This window comes from Pseudomonas sp. BNK-30 (genome assembly GCF_047456185.1).
Taxonomy (GTDB): domain Bacteria; phylum Pseudomonadota; class Gammaproteobacteria; order Pseudomonadales; family Pseudomonadaceae; genus Aquipseudomonas; species Aquipseudomonas putida_E.
In genome coordinates, this window is record NZ_CP179904.1 from 1187288 (window position 1) to 1203060 (window position 15773).

Consider the following 15773-nt stretch of genomic DNA (forward strand, 5'->3'; position numbering starts at 1 on the left):
ATCGGATGGGCAGAGGGTCAGATGTCCAGTACTTCCATTTCCCGCAGCACGTCGGCCACGGCATTCACAGCGGCTTGCATGCCGTCCGGCCCGACCACGCCGATGCAGCCGACGCGGAAGGTCTCGACCTGGGTCAACTTGCCGGGGTAGAGGATGAAGCCCTTGGCCTTGACCCGTTCGTAGAAGTCCTTGAACTGGTAACGGGCGTCATTCGGGGCGTGGAAGGTGACGATGATCGGCGCCTGGATGTCGGCTGGCAGGAAGCTGCGCAGGCCGATGGCGGCCATGCCGTCGAGCAGGGTCTTGCAGTTGTCGGCGTAGCGCTGGTGGCGCGCCGGCAGGCCACCTTCTTCGGCGTACTGCTGCAGCGCCTCGTGCAGGGCAGCAACCACATGGGTGGGCGGGGTGAAGCGCCATTGGCCGGTTTTGGCCATGTAGGCGTGCTGGTCGTGCAGGTCCATGGCCAGCGAGTGGGCATTGCCCTCGGCGGCGGCCAGTGCGGTTTTCTCGGCGAAAACGAAGCCCATCCCGGGGACGCCTTCCAGGCATTTGCCGGACGCGGCGATCAGTGCCTCGAAGGGGATTTCGCGGGCGTCGATCGGCAGGGCGCCGAACGAGCTCATGGCATCGATGATCAGGCGCTTGCCGTGGCGCTTGATCACCTGAGCGATCTCGTGCAGCGGGTTGAGGATGCCGGTGCTGGTTTCGCAGTGGATCAGCGCCACGTGGGTCACGCTGGGGTCCGCCGCCAGCAGGCGGTCGACGTCGGCAGCGGTGGTCGGCTGGTCCTCGGCGGTTTCGAAGGTGCTGAAGTTGCGCCCCAGCACTTTGCAGATTTTCGCCAGGCGCTGGCCGTAAGCGCCGTTGATCAGCACCAGTACCTTGCCATCGCGCGGTACCAGGGTGCCGATGGCGGCCTCCACGGCGAAGGTGCCGCTGCCTTGCAGGGGAACGCAGTGGTGGCTGGCGCTGCCGTCGACGATCCCCAGCAGTTGCTCGCAGACGCTGGCGGTCAGTTGGTTGAAATCACGGTCCCAGGAGCCCCAGTCCATTAGCATGGCTTGTCGGGTGCGCAGGGAGGTGGTCAGTGGGCCGGGGGTCAGCAGGATCGGGGCGTTGCTCATTGCGTGGTTCCTCACAAGCTGCAGGTGGTCAGCCGAAAAAGCTGGCGCTGAAACTACGGGGGCTAGGTTGCAATTGACTAAGCTATCAATCAAATTGTTTGTTGTTATGCCAGCCATAAGTCAGGCCGATAAATATGAACCTGTTCCAGCTTCGCGCTTTCGACGCCGTCGCCCGTGAGGGCAGTTTCACCCGTGCCGCTGCGCGCCTGTTCATCAGCCAGCCGGCGGTGACCGGGCACGTCAAGGCGCTGGAAGAGCACTACCAGATCACCCTGTTACGGCGCACGGCGCGGCGGGTCGAGCTGACCGAGGAGGGTACCCGCCTGGCTGCCATCACCCGGGCGATGTTCGGCCTGGCCGAAGAGGCGCAGGCGATGCTCGAGGCCAATCGCCAACTGCTCACCGGCCGCCTGGAGGTGGCCGCAGATGGGCCGCACCGGGTCATGCCGATGCTGGCGCTATTGCGTGAACGCTACCCGGGGATCACCGTCAACCTGCGCCTGGGCAATGCCCAGGAGACCTTGGCCGCCTTGTTGTCAGAGCATGCCGACGTGGCCGTATTGACCGAAATCGAACCGCGCAAGGGCCTTTACTTGCAAAACCTCTGCGAGTCGCGTTTGTGCGCACTGCTGCCGGCAGGCCATGCCTGGGCCAGCGGGCAGGGTGACTTGCCACTGGCTGCTTTGCATGAGCAGATCATGGTGCTGCGCGAACCCAGTTCGACCACCCGACGTACCTTCGACAAGGCGTGTGACCAGGCGTCGGTCAGGCCCAGGGTGTTGCTGGAGCTGGACAGCCGTGAGGCAGTCACCGAGGCAGTGGCGTCGGAGCTTGGGATTGGTGTCGTTTCCTCGACCGAGGTGGCCAATGACCCACGTGTGGTGGCGCGGCCGCTGGCCGGGCACGGTTTGCGCAACCAGCACCTGGTGGGGTGCCTGGAGCGGCGCCGCGAGCTGCGGCTGATCCAGGCGTTCCTGGCCCTGGCTGCCAGCCTGTAATCCAAGGCTGGTGTTTTTTCCATGCGGGCCTAACATGGGCGGCACGCAACAGCCAGGAGGGCCGATGAGCGAGAAAGACACCATCTCCATGCAACTGGTGCGCGAAGCCCTGTTGCAGACCTGCCCGGCGGGTGAGCCGGATGCCGGCCTGCTGGCGCAGGCCGGCATCGACATCGGTCAACTCGACCAGGCTGATGCGCGCGTCAGCGCCGAGGCCTACTCCCGGCTTTGGCGCTTGCTGGCGCAACGCTGCAACGATGAATTCTTCGCCATGGACCCGCGTGGGCTGCGTACCGGAAGCCTGGCATTCCTGTGCCGGGCGAGCATGGCCCAGCCCACCCTGCAGGCTGGCGTGGAAACGGCGTTGGCGTTTCTTTCGCTGATGCTGCAGGACCTGCAACCGGTACTGGTGCGCCAGAAAAGCCTGGCCGAAATCGTCATCGTTGAACCCAATGCTCAGCCTCGGCGTGCGTTCACCTATTTCACCTTCTGGATGATCGTCCACGGCGTCGCCTGCTGGTTGGCAGGGCGGCGTATTCCGATCCTTGCGATTGACTTGCGGTGCGCCGAGCCGCCTTTCTGTGATGACTACCGGGTGATGTTCTCGGAAAACCTGCAGTTCGAACGCCCCTTGACCCGCATGATCATTGCCGGGGACTGCCTTGACATGCCGATGCGCCGCAGCGAGGACGAGCTTCAGCGTTTTTTGGCAGAGGCACCTGGCAACATCCTGGTGAAGTATCGCGACCCGAACAGCCTGGCCCGCCGTATCCGCCAGACGCTGAGCCAGCAAACCCCCAGCCAGTGGCCTGCCGCCGAGCAACTGGCGGCAACGTTGTGCATGTCGGCGTCAACCTTGCGGCGCCGTTTGAGCGAGGAGGGCCAAAACTACCAGGCGCTCAAAGACAGCATTCGCCGCGAGTTGGCGATTGCCTGGCTGGCGCAGCCGCAGCTTGGGCTTGGCGAAATCGCCGAGAGGCTGGGCTTTGCCGACAGCAGTTCGTTCTACAAGGCGTTTCGCAAATGGTTCGGGTGCAATCCGGGGCATTACCGCAGTGTCTTCCTGCAGGTGTAAACCGGCCCTGCACCAGCAATGCTCCGGCGGGCGCTTGGCGCATCGCGAAGGCTGAGAAGCCACGCGGCCAAAACGCTCATTCAGATTGACAGCTTTGGCCATTGCCCGGGTAGGCAGGCGGCGCGAACATCGTCAGACCGATGGTGCACTCCAACAATAAGAACCCAGGAGTCTGACGATGCGCGAGTATGGCGACGCCGTCCTTTCATTCAATCATGCCGAGGCCGCAATGGGCCTGCACGGCAGTCTTGCAGCCCTCAATGCCTGCGTCGAATGCTGTGACCGCCATGTGGCCCAAGGTGGTATCGCCCTGGTCTACGAGGACCGAGAGGGCAATGGCAGGCTCTACACATTCGGGCAGATGCAAGCCATGGCGGCCCGCTTTGCCAATGTCCTGAGGGCCCAAGGCGTGAAGGCCGGTGACCGGGTAGCAGGGCTGATGCCACGCACCCCCGAGTTGCTGGTGACCATCCTCGCCACCTGGCGCCTGGGCGCTGTTTACCAGCCGTTGTTCACTGCCTTTGGCCCCAAAGCTATCGAGCACCGCCTGGAGCAGTCGCATGCCAAGGTGGTGGTCACCGACCGTGGCAACCGCGCCAAGCTGGACGATCTGGCCGTGTGCCCCGTGCCGATCATCGTCGGCGCTGAGGAGGGTGAACTGGACTTCCAGCGCCTGCTCGATGCCGCCCCTGCCGATTGCGAGCCAGTCATGCGCTCGGGCGACGATCCCTTCCTGCTGATGTTCACCTCGGGCACCACTGGCCCTGCCAAACCCCTGGAAGTGCCGCTACGCGCGATCGTCGCGTTCCAGGGCTACATGCGCGATGCCATTGGCCTGCAGCCACAAGACAACTTTTGGAACCTGGCCGACCCAGGGTGGGCCTATGGCCTTTACTACGCGGTCACCGGGCCGTTGTCGCTGGGCCACGCCACCACCTTCTACGATGGCCCGTTCAGTGTCGAAAGCTGCGCGCGGGTGATCGACAAGCTGGGCATCACCAACCTGGCAGGTTCGCCCACCGCATATCGCTTGCTGATCGCCGCTGGCAAGGCGTTCTCAACGCCGGTCCAGGGCCGCCTGCGGGTCGTCAGCAGTGCCGGTGAACCGCTCAACCCCGAGGTGATCCGCTGGTTCGCCGATGAGTTGGGCGTGACCATCCATGACCACTACGGGCAGACCGAGCTGGGCATGGTGCTGTGCAACCACCACGGCCTTGAGCATCCCGTGCGGGCAGGGTCTGCCGGCTTCGCCATCCCAGGCCACCGCATCGTGGTGCTGGACGATCAGGGCGCCGAATTGCCCGCCGGGCAGCCTGGCATTCTGGCAGTGGATCGGGAGCGGTCGCCGCTTTGCTGGTTCGGTGGCTATCACGGCCTGCCCACCAAGGCCTTCGTCGGCAAGTATTACCTGAGCGGCGATACCGTCGAGTTGAACACCGACGGCAGCATCAGCTTCGTCGGCCGCAGCGACGACGTGATCACCACCTCTGGCTACCGCGTCGGGCCGTTCGATGTGGAGAGCGCACTGATCGAGCACCCGGCGGTGATCGAAGCCGCAGTGATCGGCAAACCGGACCCGGAGCGCACCGAACTGATCAAGGCCTTTGTGGTGCTGGCCAGCGGTGTGCACGGTAGTGTCGAGCTGGAAGAGACCCTGCGCCAGCACGTTCGCCAGCGGTTGTATGCCCACGCCTATCCCAGGGAAATCGAATTCGTCAGCGAGCTGCCCAAGACCCCGAGCGGCAAGCTGCAACGCTTCATCCTGCGCAATCAGGAAGTTGCCAAACAACAAGCGCAACAGGCCACCCCTGCCCGCGCCTGAAAGGAACCCGATCATGCACATCGCCAACAAACACTTTATCGTCAGCGGCGCAGCTTCCGGGCTGGGGGCTGCCACCGCGCAGATGCTGGTCGAGGCCGGCGCCAAGGTCATGCTGGTTGACCTCAATGCCCAGGCCGTCGAGGCCAAGGCCCGCGAGCTGGGTGACAACGCCCGCTTTGCGGTCGCCGACATCAGCGACGAGCAAGCGGCCCAGGCCGCCGTCGATGCCGCTGTAACGGCTTTTGGCAGCCTGCACGGGCTGGTCAATTGTGCGGGCATCGTCGGTGCCGAAAAAGTGCTGGGCAAACAAGGGCCACACGGCCTGGCCAGTTTCGCCAAGGTCATCAACGTCAATCTGGTCGGTAGCTTCAACCTGCTGCGCCTGGCCGCTGCTGCGATGGCCGAAGGCGTTGCCGACGAAAGCGGCGAGCGCGGGGTGATCATCAATACCGCCTCGATCGCCGCCTATGACGGTCAGATAGGCCAGGCTGCCTACGCCGCCTCCAAGGGCGCCATCGCCAGCCTGACATTGCCGGTTGCCCGCGAGCTGGCGCGTTACGGCATTCGTGTGATGACCATCGCCCCCGGCATTTTCGAAACCCCGATGATGGCCGGCATGACCCAGGAAGTGCGCGACTCCCTGGCCGCCGGGGTGCCGTTCCCGCCGCGCCTGGGGCGGCCAGGCGAATACGCGGCGCTGGCCCGCCACATCATCGAGAACAGCATGCTCAACGGCGAGGTGATCCGCCTCGACGGTGCGCTGCGCATGGCTGCCAAGTAAGGAGAGACCCTAATGACCCTCGCCAATGATCCGATTGTCATCGTCAGCGCCGTGCGCACGCCCATGGGCGGCCTGCAAGGTGACCTGAAAAGCCTTACCGCGCCGCAATTGGGCGCTGCAGCGATTCGCGCTGCGGTCGAGCGTGCCGGGCTGGATGCCGCAAGTGTCGAGCAGGTGCTGTTCGGCTGTGTGTTGCCGGCAGGCCTGGGCCAGGCCCCCGCGCGCCAGGCTGCGCTGGGCGCCGGCCTGGGCAAGCACACCACGTGCACGACCCTCAACAAGATGTGCGGCTCTGGCATGCAGGCCGCGATCATGGCGCATGACCTGCTACTGGCCGGCACTTCCGATGTAGTCGTGGCGGGCGGAATGGAGAGCATGTCCAACGCGCCCTACCTGCTGGACAAAGCCCGTGGCGGCTACCGCATGGGCCACGGCAGGATCATCGACCACATGTTCATGGACGGCTTGGAAGATGCCTACGACAAGGGCCGCCTGATGGGCACCTTTGCCGAGGACTGCGCCCAGGCCGGCGGGTTCAGCCGCCAAGCCCAGGACCAGTTCGCCATCGCCTCGTTGACCCGCGCCCAAGAGGCGATCAGCAAAGGCCGCTTCAGCGCCGAGATCGTTCCGGTACAGGTCAGCGAAGGCAAGGAACAGCGCCTGGTCAAGGACGACGAGCAGCCTCCCAAGGCGCGCCTGGACAAGATCCCTCAACTCAAGCCGGCGTTCCGTGAGGGCGGCACCGTAACTGCCGCCAACGCCAGTTCGATCTCCGACGGCGCTGCGGCACTGGTGCTCATGCGCCGCTCCCAGGCGCAGCAGCGCGGTCTGACGCCCTTGGCTGTGATCCATGGGCACGCTGCCTTCGCCGACGCGCCGGCACTGTTCCCCACGGCGCCTATCGGCGCTATCGACAAACTGATGAAGCGCACTGGCTGGAATCTGGCCGAGGTCGACCTGTTCGAAATCAACGAAGCCTTTGCCGTGGTCACCTTGGCCGCCATGAAGCAACTCGACCTGCCTCACGAGAAGGTCAACATTCATGGCGGTGCCTGCGCCCTGGGGCACCCGATCGGGGCATCGGGCGCGCGGATCCTGGTAACCCTGCTGTCTGCCCTGCGCCAGAACAACCTGCGACGTGGCGTTGCGGCCATCTGCATCGGCGGTGGCGAGGCCACGGCCATGGCTGTCGAATGTCTGTATTGAGGTGAACCATGTTGGTAACTGACGAGCAACAACAGATCGTCGATGCGGTCCGGGCTTTTGCCCAGGAACGCCTCAAGCCTTTTGCCGAACAATGGGACAAGGAACACCGCTTCCCCCGGGAAGCCATCCAGGAGATGGCCGAACTCGGCCTGTTCGGCATGCTGGTACCCGAGCAGTATGGTGGCAGTGACACCGGCTACGTGGCCTATGCCATGGCCCTGGAAGAAATCGCTGCTGGCGATGGCGCCTGCTCGACCATCATGAGTGTGCACAATTCGGTAGGGTGCGTGCCCATCCTCAAGTTCGGCAGCGAGCTGCAAAAGCAGCAGTACCTTGCACCGCTGGCCAGCGGGTCGATGATCGGTGCCTTCGCCCTCACCGAGCCCCAGGCCGGTTCCGATGCCAGCAGCCTGAAAACCCGTGCGCGGCTGGATGGCGACCACTATGTGCTCAACGGCAGCAAACAGTTCATTACCTCCGGGCAGAACGCCGGTGTGGTGATCGTTTTCGCTGTCACCGACCCAGAGGCAGGCAAGCGTGGTATCAGCGCCTTCATCGTGCCTACCGACTTACCGGGTTACCAGGTGGCGCGGGTCGAAGACAAGCTCGGCCAGCACGCATCCGACACCTGCCAGATCGTTTTCGACAATGTGCGCGTTCCAGTTGCCAATCGTCTGGGCGAGGAGGGGCAGGGTTACAAGATCGCCCTGGCCAACCTTGAGGGCGGGCGTATCGGCATTGCCTCGCAGTCGGTGGGCATGGCCCGTGCTGCGTTCGAAGTGGCCCGTGATTACGCCAAGGAACGTTGCAGTTTCGGTAAACCCTTGATTGAGCACCAGGCGGTAGCCTTCCGCTTGGCGGACATGGCCACCAGAATCGCCGTGGCACGGCAGATGGTGCTGCACGCCGCAGCACTGCGCGATGCCGGGCGCCCTGCGCTGGTGGAAGCGTCGATGGCCAAGCTGTTCGCCTCGGAAATGGCCGAAAAGGTCTGTTCGGATGCCTTGCAGACATTAGGCGGTTATGGCTATCTGAGTGACTTCCCGCTGGAGCGGATCTACCGCGACGTGCGGGTTTGCCAGATCTACGAAGGCACCAGCGACATTCAGCGCATGGTCATTGCGCGCAATCTTTGAAGGAGCAGTCTGCATGGCATTCGAAACCATCCTGTTGGATATCCACGGCAAGGTCGGCCTGATTACCCTTAATCGGCCCCAGGCGCTCAATGCGCTCAACGCGCAGATCGTCAGTGAGATCAACCAGGCCCTGGACCAGCTCGAGCGTGACCCGAATATCGGCTGCGTGGTGCTGACCGGTTCTGCCAAAGCCTTTGCCGCCGGTGCCGATATCAAGGAAATGGCCGAGCTCAAATACCCGCAGATCTACGTCGATGACCTGTTCAGTGATGCCGATCGTATTGCCAATCGCCGCAAGCCGATCATCGCTGCGGTATCGGGTTTTGCGTTGGGCGGTGGTTGTGAGCTGGCGATGATGTGCGACTTCATTCTGGCGGCCGACAACGCAAAGTTCGGGCAGCCGGAAATCAATCTGGGCGTACTGCCGGGCATGGGTGGTACCCAGCGCCTTACCCGGGCCGTAGGCAAGGCCAAGGCCATGGAGCTGTGCCTGACGGGGCGGCTGATGGGGGCTGAGGAGGCGGAGCGTGCAGGCTTGGTTGCGCGCGTGGTGCCACAGGCCGAACTGGTCGAGGAGGCATTGAAGGTGGCTGCCACCATTGCTGGCAAGTCGATCCCGGTGAGCATGATGGTCAAGGAAAGCGTCAACCGGGCCTTTGAAGTCACTCTCAGTGAAGGCGTGCGCTTCGAACGTCGGGTGTTTCATGCGGCGTTTGCAACTCAAGACCAGAAGGAAGGTATGTCTGCCTTCATTGCCAAGCGTGATGCGCAGTTCAAGGACTGCTGACCATGCCGGCAGGTGCAGCGAAACTGCCCCTGCCGGAGATCACGGCTAATGGTTGAAGAAGTACTGCTTGGCCGCAGCCAGGTCGATCGGGCTGCGGTACACCTCGACCGCAGGCCCGGACGCGTCCTTTATGAGGCGGCCCTGTGCATAGCGCTGTTCTGCCGCTTTCAGATGCCCGGCGGTGTAGGCGGTTCGCTCCGCATCAATGTCCGGATAATGGAAATGTGCGAACCAGAGGTCAGTGCCATCATGGCTGATGGCGTATTCTTGCAGGTAATCAGCAGGCCGCCCTGCAACCTTTGCCAGTTGCCGCCTAGGTCCAGTGCTACGGATTAGTACCTGATGATGTTCGAGCAAAAAGCTTAGCTCACCCATCCGTGGCTTTTGCAAAAGCGCTACACGTGTTCGCTGCTCGACCGCCTGCTTCGTCAGCGTAGCCGACACGTCTTCGATGTCTTTTATGATCAGCGCGGCATCTTCACCGTGAGTGCTTTCGTCAGTCTGGTTGTCGCGGGTCAAGCGCAGCTCGATCGCCGCGCGTTGACGGTCAAGTTCATCGCGATGCTGCAGTAGTATCTCCTCGATCTCCACTGGCAGGCAGGTGTCGGCCCTGATGCCTTGCATGACGGCCAGGCTCTTTCTGGCGCTGGCCAGGCGCTTGTTGCTTTCCTTGAACAGTGTTTTGAGCTTCCTGGGGGGCTGAGGCCCCGGCCTGTGCTGCTCTGCAGGAGTAGGCAGCCATTGCTCATTCTCTCGCTTGTAACTGCGTACAACCGCGCCGTCATCGCTGCCAGGAATATCGATGATGGTGTTGTCGTCGGTACGCGGTTGGCCCAGCAGCAACCCATCATCGCGGGTTTCGATAAGGCCGGGCAAATGCTGGCTGAGCTGCCTTACGGAGCTACTTTGGGGCAGCTCGGGGTATTCTGCGAGCTCGCTGACCGTGTTTGTGGTCAACTCCCTGATATCACTACGTAAAGTAATCAAGGCCGGGGGGATCGCAGGCTCGTCGAACTGACTTTGCAGGTTCAGCCCCTGGCGTTTGGCACTTTGCAGATGCTGTACGATATTTTCCAGCAAGCGACGCTTGGCTTCGTCACTGGCGTTGATCCGTTTGTTCAACTGCAACTGCTGGCCGATGGCCAACTCCAGGTTGCCCCATGTACGGTTGAGCCAGTATTGGCCCGCATCGTCCAGTGGCTCCAGCGCCAAGCGGTTGATACAGTTTTCGATGCGCATCAGGCGCCAGTGCAAGGGCGACGATCTGCCTTGCGGGGTTTGCTTCAACTGCTGCAGTTTTTCCACCATCTTCATTGCACTGGGTAGCGAAGGGCTGGCCAGCTGCCGTAGCTGTTCCAGGGTCAGATTGAACGCGGTGGCGTTGTCGAACAGGCTATCGATCAGTGGTGCCAAGTTACCCAGCCGCGTTGCAAGAATGGCCTGGTCCTGCGGTGTCTCCTTGCTTTTGTGCTCGATCATGTCCAACAGATGAGCTCGCTCGGGTTTGTATAGGCGCATTAGCACATCACTGACTTGCAGTTGGCAATTGAGGTGATGATAGAGCGTGCCGGCGCGCTTGGACTTGTAGTCGGCCACAGGCGCCAGTTCATTCAGTTGCTCAAAGCGCTGAATATGTTCATTTACCAACGTTTCAAAGGCCTGCAATTTGGCGAGGCAGTTTTGTAGCACCCTCCGTTCATCTGAACGCTTTGCCAGATCGCGCAATTTGTCCAGATAAGGCAATTGGTCTGCGATGCTCTTAGAGTCGTTCGCCACGCGTTCGATCATCTCCTGAGTCTTCTGTTTACGCGCTTCCCGAAGCTGGGCGATCCGCTTGGAAGGCGGCATGCCGCCACGCAGACGCAGGCGCAGGTCCAGTTGCCAGCGCCCCGCCTCGTCGCGTCTTAGCAATGGTCCTGGTTTCTCATCCTTCTCGCCGCCAACAATACGCAACTGGTCAAGCGTCGTGTCCAACTGAACCTTGAACACCGCGGCCTCGATCTGCACCAGGAGGTGACCGCCATGCACGTACAAGCCACGCATCGGTCCACTCGGAGTCGGCGAGCCGAGCGCCGTTGGTGATACATCTGAACGCAGGGCGGCAAGCGCTCGGGCCTGGTTGTTGTCAAGCCTGAGCGTGGGCTGAGCCCAACTGAAGTCGAGTTGTGCCGGAGTCGGGCGGGTAAGCACCACAGGAACCGATACTGATACATCAGGTTGGCCAGGCGCATGAAGTGCGTCCAGCGGGTGATCCAGTTCCTGCCGCTTCATGGTATGGGTGAAGATCAGAAAAGCAACATTGACCAACAGTTGGATCCAGTCGCCCGTGTGGTTATCTGCCCCGGCTTGATCACTGGCAACAAACAGGCGAGCGAATGCAGTTTCCATCTGAGCCAGCCAGGCTGCTTCGGCCAGCGGCCCTTCGACAAACGGTAATACGGTGTTGAGCAGCAACCAGCCCAGTTCCTCCCAGCGCTGCCAGCGGGATTGCGCGCTGCTTGCCGATTGCGCCTTGAAGTTGCTCAGGGTCTCCAGCACGCAGGCCTGGTAAATGACACGCGCAGGATTGGCTATGGCGGCTTCGCGCGACAAGGTAACGGGTGCTGGCTTGCCCCACGGTACCGCCCAGTCATCGTCCAGAGGGTGGAACAGGTGTGGTTCCCTGAAGCCACCGTGGGCATAGATGCGCTGGTCCAGCTCAGGCAGGCGATGAAGCACATCATCCTGCAGCTCGCCGGCCTCCCCGATAGCCACCAGTAATGCGGTGCGGTCGGCGTATTCCACTACTGGCTCGCTGTGCAGGGGGCGGTACAGCAGGCAACGTGTGCATTTCAGGGAGTCATCCTCGATGAGCCAGGTGTTGAGCGGATGATCGGCGGCCGCGTCCATCGTTCGCAGCAGACCCAAGGGCCGCAATACCCACGTGCTGTGCTCGTTGGGCAGGGGCGCGAAGACCTGCTCCGTTGCCAGCACTGCCGTCGGCGTGGGCCGACCATGCTCAAGGTAACTGCTCATGATCTTTGTTGGCAGTTGTGTGCTCAGCTGTTTTGCGAACAGTCTTTCGCGGCTGGCGCGCGTCTTCACGTCATCGAGCAGCAGCGCGCGTAACCGCGCAGGGTAGGTGGCACCAATGTCCGCCTCGGTTATCAGGGCGCGCAGTGCCAGCGTGTCGAGCCAGCCAGGTATGGCTTGACCGTCTGTGGTTTCCAATGTGACTTCGCCAGGTCGGAGCAGCCCTAGATTGGCGATGGCCAGCTGTGCCAGGGTAAAGCTGACAGGTTTGATGGCCCCACCGTTGGATATTTCGCCAGGAAGCGGGATCCCGGTCGAGGTAACCTGATGATTGATCACGCGCACAGCTGCTGGAACCAAGGTGGACTCCGGGTGATCACGGCGGATCAGTTCGGCCAGGCGCTCGCAGGCAAACGCCTGTGCGTTTGGCACGCCGCTCAACCAAGTCCTGCCCTCGGCCTGGAAGGTGTTACGAGCGACATCCCTAAGCATCGAGCTATAAACGATCAAGGCCAGGGGCGCTGCATTCTGTATCCAGCGTGGCAACTGGTTGGCTAGCGCTTCCTGGCGGGCCTGGTCTTTGATGCTGCATATATGCGCCATGGAGGTGAGGCGATCCAGGGCGTCGGCAAGCTGCTGCGCGCTGCTTTGGTCATTGAAGGCAGAGGCGGCCAGGTCCATGCCTTCCAGTTGTTGCTGCAGCAGGTTTGCGGCTTGGGCGTGGAACAACTGCCCCTCGGGAGTGCCCAGGTGCACGGTTGGCGGCGACTTGGCCAAGACTGTTGGCCAGTGCCGAGCGATGCCCTCCAGCAACTGTGCGCGCGAAGAAAACGACAGTAGCCGCCCCACTGGGGTAAACAACAGGGTAAAGGGCTGTTGGCCAGGTGCCTCGGCACGTTCGATCAGCAGAGCGCTGGCGAGGAAGGGGTCTTGCTGCCAGTCGGCGGAAAAGTTGCATGCCAGTGTCTTGATGGAAATGCCTTGGCTGCTGGAAAGGGTGAGCAGGTCGGCAGGCCCGGCCGCTCCTTTGGACAAGGACTTGAGTGCTGGTTCTGCAGCGACCAGCCGGTCCTCGGCGCTGGCTTGTTCGGCGGCACTGCGCAGCAGCCCCTGCAGGTGCCGGGCGAGCCACAACCAAGGGGTTTCCCCTTGGTTGTCTGCGTCGCACCAGTAGTCAATGATCGCGCTGCGGTAGGTATCCAGTAGGATGGGCCCGCAGTCGTTCAAGAGCTTTTCGAGCGCATGTAGGTCAACCGGAACGGGGTGAGACGGGTCGACCATATGGTTGCGACAGAGTACGTCCTGCTTTGCAGTCAGGTTGAGTGTTTCGCGCCGGCAATAGCGCTCTACCAGCACCTGGTACAAAGGGCGTATGTAGGCTGTATCCTCCACCTGCCCGAAACTGGCCAATTGCAGGGACAATGGGTCGAGGCGGGTATCCAGGCCATAGTCATGCCAGTGCTCGACCAACAGTCGTGCAGCCACTTCGAACAGAGTGGGGCGGCTTGCGAACCTGTCGGCAACGGCGCAAGGCAATGTGGGGCTGCGTGGGAGTCTGATAGAGGGCGTCATGGCTGGGATCTTTGTGTGAGAAGGGCGCCATGAAACCGTCTGAGGGATGGGTCGGGGCTATACAGATGTACTGCCAGCAGTACCGCGAATCGGCAAACCGCCCCCGTCAGGCGCAAACCACGTCATTTCGCTCAATTACCCCGTCATTGGTGTTGCCCCTTGCGACGAGGGGCCTTAGACTGCCGCCCCCTGCAAAAGAGTGCCGATTGGCGCTTGAAGAATTCTGGTGCCGATGCCCAGGTGTCGGCGACACACGAATCGCCCAAATGCACATTTTTTCATAGAGAAATCGATGACCAAGGAACAGTTGCTGGCCATGTCGGCCGATGACTACATGAACGCTGAACAACTGGCCTTCTTCACTGGCCTGTTGCAGGCGATGAAAGTAGAAACCCATGAACGCATCGAGCTGAGCCGTGCCACTATCGAAAGCCTGGATACCCCGTCGGATCCTGCCGACGTGGCCTCGGTCGAAGAAGAACGTCACTGGCTGGTAAATGCCATCGAGCGTGACCAGCGCCTGCTACCGCAGTTGGAAATGGCCTTGGGCCGTATCGCTGACGAAAGCTTCGGCTGGTGTGACGACAGTGGTGAGCCGATCGGCCTGCAGCGCCTGCTGATCAGCCCGACCACCAAGTACTGCATCGAAGCCCAGGAGCGCCACGAGCAGCTCGATCGCCACCAGCGCCAGATCTGACCGAGCGTTGTGTGCCAGGCCCCACGGAGCGATCCTTGGGGCTTTTTGCGCTTGCTACCTTGTACCGGCCACTTTGTTGCTGCTGGCGCAATACTGCTGTACCAATGTTGGCTTTCTCCGGCGTGTTGGCGGGCGTATCATGGCTCTATCGTTAGGTTGCTAAGTAAATTCCGGAGGGAATGATGAATAGCCGAGTCGATGTGGCCGTGATGATTGGCTCAGGTGTGCCCGCTACCCTGCAGGCGCTGGGCCGCCGAGTATGTTGGGTGGTGCTGGTGAATGGCGAGCGTCGCGGCACTGCGTATGCAACACGTGGTGAGGCGCTGGAGTGTCAGGCGGCCTGGCTTAAACAGCTGGAGAAAGGCCGCGCTGCCTGACTGTGGTTCAGTTTTCGAGGCTACGGGCCAGTTCGCAGGCTTCATGGTGACGACGTCGAAACCCCTTTACTCTGCCGGTAGCGCTTTCAGTGACGTGGAAGAACTCGATGCCGGCAGGTATGACGACGTAACGCGGTATGGAGCGAGAATAAATGCGCTTTGCCTCTCGACGTGTTTCTGTGTTTTCGTGCATATTTCTTTCCCAGTAATGCGCTGATGGATTGCAGAGCCCGTTCTGCCGAAGGGCCTGGCGTTATCTATCGCATCTTTTCTGACGGAATAGTTGTAGGGCATTACGCTTCCCGGTTGGGGAATGTGCCTAAACCCGCCATTTGGGCAAAGTCTGGCAAGCAGGAGTAAAGTTTCCTCCATGCTGTATAGCCAGAAGGCACAGACGTTATGCACATCGCTTCATTACTCTTTTCGCCTATCGAAATGAAAGGGCCGTGCCTCACCGGTGGTGAGTGGGGGCGGATGTTACCGGTTTGAGGATTACTTCATTGGCAGTCAGTACTCTGGATACCCACGCTTTGTTCGCCCTTGGCGATTTGCGCGGTAAGTTGGCCAAGCTGTTTCAGGGCCGCTTCGTTTATGTCACCGAGCAGAACCCTGAAGGCCTCTATATGGCCGAAATCGACACCGAGAGTGCGTTGGTGGTCGATGACAAGCAGCGTTTGGAATTGAAGGTGGGTGACCACTTTCGTGCTGCCGTATTGCCCAGTCGTGAAGGCGGCAAGTTGGAAATGCGCTTTCGTGAGATCAAACTGAACGTCTACGGCGTGGGGGACTATGCCTTTGTCTCGGTGCCGGAGGGTGAAGGTATCGTGTTCCGTGAAGGCCAAGGCGTAATGCTGGTGTTCGCGGCTCAACAGCAAGTCCAAGAGGGCCTTGGCAAGCTGCTCAAGGCCGTGACCGGTAAGGTCGCAAAATGGCGCAAGGGCGAGTTGACCACGTTCAAGGCGAGTGAATGAACGAGGGGCAGGAGGCGGATGGCAGCCGTGCCGCGTTCCATCGACAACATAAGGCCATGGCCGTGGCTCAGGCAGAACGTTTGCTGGCGCGGCGCGATGAGATGCAGGCCGCCTGGTTGACTTGGGTGGCGGCCCAGCTCTATCAATCAGGCCCGCCTCCCTACGTCGCCATGGTGCGCCGGGAGTTGCAGCGGATCACCCAGGAATGAGCGTGC

General features: G+C 61.6%; 14 protein-coding genes. 11 read left to right on the plus strand and 3 right to left on the minus strand.

The genetic code is table 11. The features are described from left to right. Positions 1-17 precede the first annotated feature (17 nt). Positions 18-1124, minus strand: coding sequence for a 2-aminoethylphosphonate--pyruvate transaminase (locus tag ACMGGN_RS05425; protein ID WP_115274308.1), 1107 nt, complete (start codon positions 1122-1124; stop codon positions 18-20). 134 nt (positions 1125-1258) lie between these two features. On the opposite strand from ACMGGN_RS05425, the gene ACMGGN_RS05430 reads away from it, so the two are divergent. The 7 genes from ACMGGN_RS05430 to ACMGGN_RS05460 all read left to right on the plus strand — a co-directional run bounded on the left by ACMGGN_RS05430 (position 1259) and on the right by ACMGGN_RS05460 (position 8929). Then, a complete protein-coding gene (locus ACMGGN_RS05430; RefSeq protein ID WP_119687466.1) occupies positions 1259-2122 on the plus strand; it encodes a LysR substrate-binding domain-containing protein in 864 nt (287 codons plus the stop codon). A 64-nt stretch (positions 2123-2186) separates the two neighbouring features. Further along, the gene (locus ACMGGN_RS05435) at positions 2187-3197 is read left to right on the plus strand and encodes an AraC family transcriptional regulator (protein WP_115274310.1); all 1011 of its coding nucleotides are present in this window, start codon (positions 2187-2189) and stop codon (positions 3195-3197) included. Between the two features lie 178 nt (positions 3198-3375). Next, a complete protein-coding gene (locus ACMGGN_RS05440; RefSeq protein WP_414156508.1) occupies positions 3376-5019 on the plus strand; it encodes an AMP-binding protein in 1644 nt (547 codons plus the stop codon). Positions 5020-5032: 13 nt separating this feature from the next. After that, positions 5033-5800, plus strand: coding sequence for an SDR family NAD(P)-dependent oxidoreductase (locus ACMGGN_RS05445; RefSeq protein ID WP_115274312.1), 768 nt, complete (start codon positions 5033-5035; stop codon positions 5798-5800). Between the two features lie 12 nt (positions 5801-5812). Beyond that, a complete protein-coding gene (locus tag ACMGGN_RS05450) occupies positions 5813-7006 on the plus strand; it encodes an acetyl-CoA C-acyltransferase (RefSeq protein ID WP_115274313.1) in 1194 nt (397 codons plus the stop codon). An 8-nt stretch (positions 7007-7014) separates the two neighbouring features. After that, a complete protein-coding gene (locus tag ACMGGN_RS05455) occupies positions 7015-8142 on the plus strand; it encodes an acyl-CoA dehydrogenase (protein WP_404601418.1) in 1128 nt (375 codons plus the stop codon). A gap of 13 nt (positions 8143-8155) precedes the next feature. Beyond that, a complete protein-coding gene (locus ACMGGN_RS05460) occupies positions 8156-8929 on the plus strand; it encodes an enoyl-CoA hydratase (protein ID WP_115274315.1) in 774 nt (257 codons plus the stop codon). Between the two features lie 45 nt (positions 8930-8974). Here the strand turns inward: ACMGGN_RS05460 and ACMGGN_RS05465 are convergent, their stop codons facing one another. Beyond that, a complete protein-coding gene (locus tag ACMGGN_RS05465) occupies positions 8975-13306 on the minus strand; it encodes a hypothetical protein (RefSeq protein WP_414156509.1) in 4332 nt (1443 codons plus the stop codon). A gap of 499 nt (positions 13307-13805) precedes the next feature. Here ACMGGN_RS05465 and ACMGGN_RS05470 point away from each other — a divergent pair, with 499 nt between their 5' ends. Together ACMGGN_RS05470 and ACMGGN_RS05475 are read left to right on the plus strand one after the other, a co-directional pair. After that, on the plus strand, positions 13806-14210 hold the full coding sequence (locus tag ACMGGN_RS05470) for a TraR/DksA family transcriptional regulator (RefSeq protein WP_043213866.1): 405 nt from the start codon (positions 13806-13808) through the stop codon (positions 14208-14210). 182 nt (positions 14211-14392) lie between these two features. After that, complete coding sequence (locus tag ACMGGN_RS05475; RefSeq protein WP_046785199.1) at positions 14393-14587, plus strand: hypothetical protein; 195 nt, start codon at positions 14393-14395, stop codon at positions 14585-14587. Between the two features lie 7 nt (positions 14588-14594). Here ACMGGN_RS05475 and ACMGGN_RS05480 read toward each other — a convergent pair whose 3' ends face one another. After that, positions 14595-14780 (minus strand): hypothetical protein, encoded by a 186-nt coding sequence (locus tag ACMGGN_RS05480; protein WP_080952080.1) that lies wholly within the window; start codon positions 14778-14780, stop codon positions 14595-14597. 307 nt (positions 14781-15087) lie between these two features. Between ACMGGN_RS05480 and ACMGGN_RS05485 the strand changes: the two genes are divergently transcribed. Both ACMGGN_RS05485 and ACMGGN_RS05490 read left to right on the plus strand, forming a co-directional pair. Continuing rightward, positions 15088-15558, plus strand: a complete 471-nt coding sequence (locus ACMGGN_RS05485; RefSeq protein WP_039602828.1) for a hypothetical protein — start codon at positions 15088-15090, stop codon at positions 15556-15558. After that, the gene (locus ACMGGN_RS05490; RefSeq protein ID WP_115274318.1) at positions 15555-15767 is read left to right on the plus strand and encodes a hypothetical protein; all 213 of its coding nucleotides are present in this window, start codon (positions 15555-15557) and stop codon (positions 15765-15767) included. Before ACMGGN_RS05485 ends, ACMGGN_RS05490 begins: the two co-directional genes overlap by 4 nt. The last annotated feature ends 6 nt before the right edge of the window (positions 15768-15773 follow it).

Coding starts and splice junctions, on each gene's coding strand:
- ACMGGN_RS05445 (WP_115274312.1), top strand. CDS start 5,033: ATGCACATCGCCAACAAACACTTTATCGTCAGCGGCGCAGCTTCCGGG.
- ACMGGN_RS05450 (WP_115274313.1), top strand. CDS start 5,813: ATGACCCTCGCCAATGATCCGATTGTCATCGTCAGCGCCGTGCGCACG.
- ACMGGN_RS05430 (WP_119687466.1), top strand. CDS start 1,259: ATGAACCTGTTCCAGCTTCGCGCTTTCGACGCCGTCGCCCGTGAGGGC.
- ACMGGN_RS05460 (WP_115274315.1), top strand. CDS start 8,156: ATGGCATTCGAAACCATCCTGTTGGATATCCACGGCAAGGTCGGCCTG.
- ACMGGN_RS05480 (WP_080952080.1), bottom strand. CDS start 14,780: ATGCACGAAAACACAGAAACACGTCGAGAGGCAAAGCGCATTTATTCT.
- ACMGGN_RS05475 (WP_046785199.1), top strand. CDS start 14,393: ATGAATAGCCGAGTCGATGTGGCCGTGATGATTGGCTCAGGTGTGCCC.
- ACMGGN_RS05425 (WP_115274308.1), bottom strand. CDS start 1,124: ATGAGCAACGCCCCGATCCTGCTGACCCCCGGCCCACTGACCACCTCC.
- ACMGGN_RS05455 (WP_404601418.1), top strand. CDS start 7,015: ATGTTGGTAACTGACGAGCAACAACAGATCGTCGATGCGGTCCGGGCT.
- ACMGGN_RS05470 (WP_043213866.1), top strand. CDS start 13,806: ATGACCAAGGAACAGTTGCTGGCCATGTCGGCCGATGACTACATGAAC.
- ACMGGN_RS05435 (WP_115274310.1), top strand. CDS start 2,187: ATGAGCGAGAAAGACACCATCTCCATGCAACTGGTGCGCGAAGCCCTG.
- ACMGGN_RS05490 (WP_115274318.1), top strand. CDS start 15,555: ATGAACGAGGGGCAGGAGGCGGATGGCAGCCGTGCCGCGTTCCATCGA.
- ACMGGN_RS05440 (WP_414156508.1), top strand. CDS start 3,376: ATGCGCGAGTATGGCGACGCCGTCCTTTCATTCAATCATGCCGAGGCC.